Here is a 3,166-nt window from a genome sequence, read left to right on the forward strand (position 1 = left end):
TTCGCCGTCTAGGCTGATTTGGTGCAGGTGTCCGCTGCCGTAGTACAGGTAATCGATATGGCGGCCGTCGGGCAGGATGGTGCGGATGCGGTTGCCCAATGGGTCATATTGATAACCTACGGTGGCGCTTTGGCCTTTGTGGACGGTGGTTTCGCCGATGAGGCGGTCGAGTTCGTCGTAGTCGAGTTCGACGCTGCTGTGTTGGTTGCGGGCTTTGGTCAGATTGCCGGTAATGGGGTCGTAGTCGAAACGGGTGCGGCTGATGCCTTCGTCTTTGCTTTGTCCGTTGTGGTCGGAGACTTTGCGGCTTTGTTTTTCGATCAGTTGGCCGAGGATGTTGCGTTTGAAATGATGGATGTGCCAAGTCTCGGGACGGTTTTTCAGACGACCTTGATCGGTGCTTTGACCGTATTCGGTCTGTTGCACCAGTTGTCCGGCGGCATCGTAGCCGTAGGCGGTGATTTTGCCGTCCCAGCCGGTTTCTTGGATCAGGTTGTTGGTCGGGTCGTAATCGAGACGGTAGGTTTCGCCGTTTTCGTTGGTGAGGACGGTCAGACGGCGGGCTTTGTCGTAGGCATAGGCGAAGGTATGACCCAGCGCGTTGGTGCGTTTGAGCGGCAGTCCGTCCACCGCGAGTTCGTAGGCGGTTTTGGCACCGAGTCCGTCGATGTGGGCGGTCAGTCGGTTGAGGTGGTCGTATTCGAAGGTTTCGTGACTGCCGTCGGGGTAGTCGGTTGAGATTGTTAAAGAACAAATATTTCAGACGACCTCAAAGAAGGTATTGAGGTCGTCTGAAAAACAGAAACTGCGTGCGTACCGCGCACACCCTACGTCGGGATTAAAAGTTTTGTGCGGGCTACGGCTTGCTATTCAACATATTCACTAAGATTTATCAAAACCAATAATTTCATAATCATTTTGCTCCTTCCACTCCTTCAGACTATAAAGAAAAGGCAGGGAGAACAGTTCCAATATTTTTTCTTTTAAATTTTCTGACACCATAAATGCTCCTGAATAATTATGATTGGAAGACAATAAAATATCCTTATCTGAATTAGTATATGCCTCTAGCGAAAAACCTTCTTCATCCATTCCTAGATCAAGATAAATAATTTCATCCTCAATTTCCCAATCAACTATTCTTACCAAATAATAGATTTCATTCGTCAATAGCTCGCCTTTTGTATTGACAATAATTACCTTGCTCATACCAAAATCATGATCAAACCCGTATTTTTTAATAAATTCCAAAAAACGCGCTGACATGATAAAGAAATCATTATATGGAAGAAAATCAAAAGTAACACCTCTTGCTTTCTTTAAGCAGACATAAACCTTTTCAGGCATTGGAGGAATTTCTTGTCCCTTTACGAACCAACTCCATGGAAAGTCAAAATCAGGATGCGTTTTTTTAGGGTTGAATTCCTCTGATATCCCTACTTCCCCTAAGGAAACCTTAGGCACTTTTCTTTTCGCTAACTCATCTAAACTTTGTGCGCTATATCCCCACACCATCAATTTCTTCATAATATCTCCTAATTTAGTCGTTTTGGTGAATTGGCAGATGCGCACCCTCCAACGGATATAGATTTACTCAAACGTTTTCTCAAACTTTTTTGTAAATCCTGTACGCGTTTTCTTGCCTGTGCTGCTGTAATTTTTCCTTTTCTAAAGTCTTTTCTTATTTTTTCCAACTCATCTCCTACTTCTTTGCTGTATTTTTCATGAGACCCTCGATGGAAAAATTCTCTAAGTGCGCCTCGAGCATCTGCTTCGCTTGAAGGCATATATAAACCATTACTCCAACTATCTCTACCTAATCCTTTGCCCTTCATACCGATACTGTCTAAAAATGCTTTGTTTTCTTTCCAAACTGCCTGTGGAATTAAATGGTGCGTCTGCCAAGAAGAATCTGGGCGGAACATTCCCTGAGATTCCATACTCTTACGCAACTTATAACCACTCTCACCTAATGGATCAATCCATTCTTGAGTATTAGGCGCAAACTGATATAAATTATCTCCACCAATTAATTTAATCGGGTCCTGATTTACAAACCGCCCCGCCTCAGGCTCGTAATACCGCATCAGGTTGTAATGCAAGCCGGTTTCTTCATCGTAATACTGGTTCTGCAATCTGAACGGCTGATGCGCATCCTTGTAAACCCGCTCGTCCTTTTTCAGACGGCCCCAGGCGGTATATTCGCCGTACCATAACAGATTGCCGTTGATGTCGGTCATCTCGCGCGGAATGCCGATTTGGTCGTTGTGGAAATAGGCGAGGTATTGTTTGCCGTCTTTGGCGTTGTCAAAGATTTGCGCCAGCGGTTCGTAGTTGTCTTGGTCGGTGTAGATATAGGTGTAGCAGCCTTTGTAGGTGTACTCCTGAAGTAATCGCGTTCCGTCCCAAACAAAGTGGGTGCGTTTGGGATCGGTACTGGTCCAGGCGAGTTTGTCTTGGCGTTCTTTGGAAAGGCGTCTTCCGAACGGGTCGTAGGCGTATGTCCAGATTTCGGTATTGCCGGCGGGCTTTTTGATTTCGGCGCGGACGAGTTGGTTTTCTAAATCGTATTGGTAATATTGGTTTTCGCCGTTGGGCAGCTGGCGGTAGATCAGGTTGCCTAGGGCGTCGTAGGTGTATTCGATGCCGTTGTATTCTTTGAGACGGTTGCCGCTGACAAGGTTAGGGTTGGCAGGTGATTTCAGACGACCTTGAGTTTTGGGGTCGTCTGAAATCGGAGCGGTCGTTTTGCCATCTCCCACGGGAGAGGGAGTAGATGTTGGGATGTCGAGGATGTTGTGGGCGGGGTCGAAGGCGAAGGTTTCGCTGCGGCCGGTTTGGCTGTTGCGGGCTTCCTGAATGCGTCCGATTTTGTCGTAAACGTAATTAAGGACGCCGCTTCTTTGGTCGGCGCTTTGAATCAGGTTGCCGGCTTTGTCGTAGGCGTAGCGGCGGTTGACGGCGCCGCCGGCCAGCGGGTTTTGTTTGCCGTGAAGCGTTTGTGTACCGCTCCAGACGGTACGCTGGCTTTTCAGACGGCCCATGGGGTCGTAGTCGTACAGGCTGCTGATGCTGCCCTGCGTCCTTTGGATTTCGCGGTGCAGTTTGTCGCGTTCGATGTCGCTGATGACTTCGCCGTCTAGGCTGATTTGGTGCAGGTGTCCGC

General features: G+C 47.9%; 3 protein-coding genes and 1 pseudogene. 1 reads left to right on the forward strand and 3 read right to left on the reverse strand.

Annotation, left to right across the window (positions count from 1 at the left end; translation table 11 throughout):
- Positions 1-630: pseudogene (locus tag ACTHUT_RS16555) on the reverse strand (DUF6531 domain-containing protein); the annotation flags it as partial.
- Here ACTHUT_RS16555 and ACTHUT_RS16560 point away from each other — a divergent pair.
- Complete coding sequence (locus ACTHUT_RS16560) at positions 589-738, forward strand: hypothetical protein (protein ID WP_440419103.1); 150 nt, start codon at positions 589-591, stop codon at positions 736-738. The pseudogene ACTHUT_RS16555 and the gene ACTHUT_RS16560 sit on opposite strands and share 42 nt — an antisense overlap.
- Positions 739-882: 144 nt before the next feature.
- Here ACTHUT_RS16560 and ACTHUT_RS16565 read toward each other — a convergent pair whose 3' ends face one another.
- Positions 883-1,527, reverse strand: a complete 645-nt coding sequence (locus ACTHUT_RS16565) for an Imm43 family immunity protein (protein ID WP_250601008.1) — start codon at positions 1,525-1,527, stop codon at positions 883-885.
- Between the two features lie 8 nt (positions 1,528-1,535).
- The gene (locus tag ACTHUT_RS16570; protein ID WP_250601010.1) at positions 1,536-3,044 is read right to left on the reverse strand and encodes an RHS repeat-associated core domain-containing protein; all 1,509 of its coding nucleotides are present in this window, start codon (positions 3,042-3,044) and stop codon (positions 1,536-1,538) included.
- Between the last annotated feature and the right edge of the window lie 122 nt (positions 3,045-3,166).

It is taken from the genome of Neisseria sp. P0022.S010, assembly GCF_051956635.1.

Coding starts and splice junctions, on each gene's coding strand:
- ACTHUT_RS16560 (WP_440419103.1), top strand. CDS start 589: ATGACCCAGCGCGTTGGTGCGTTTGAGCGGCAGTCCGTCCACCGCGAG.
- ACTHUT_RS16565 (WP_250601008.1), bottom strand. CDS start 1,527: ATGAAGAAATTGATGGTGTGGGGATATAGCGCACAAAGTTTAGATGAG.
- ACTHUT_RS16570 (WP_250601010.1), bottom strand. CDS start 3,044: ATGGGCCGTCTGAAAAGCCAGCGTACCGTCTGGAGCGGTACACAAACG.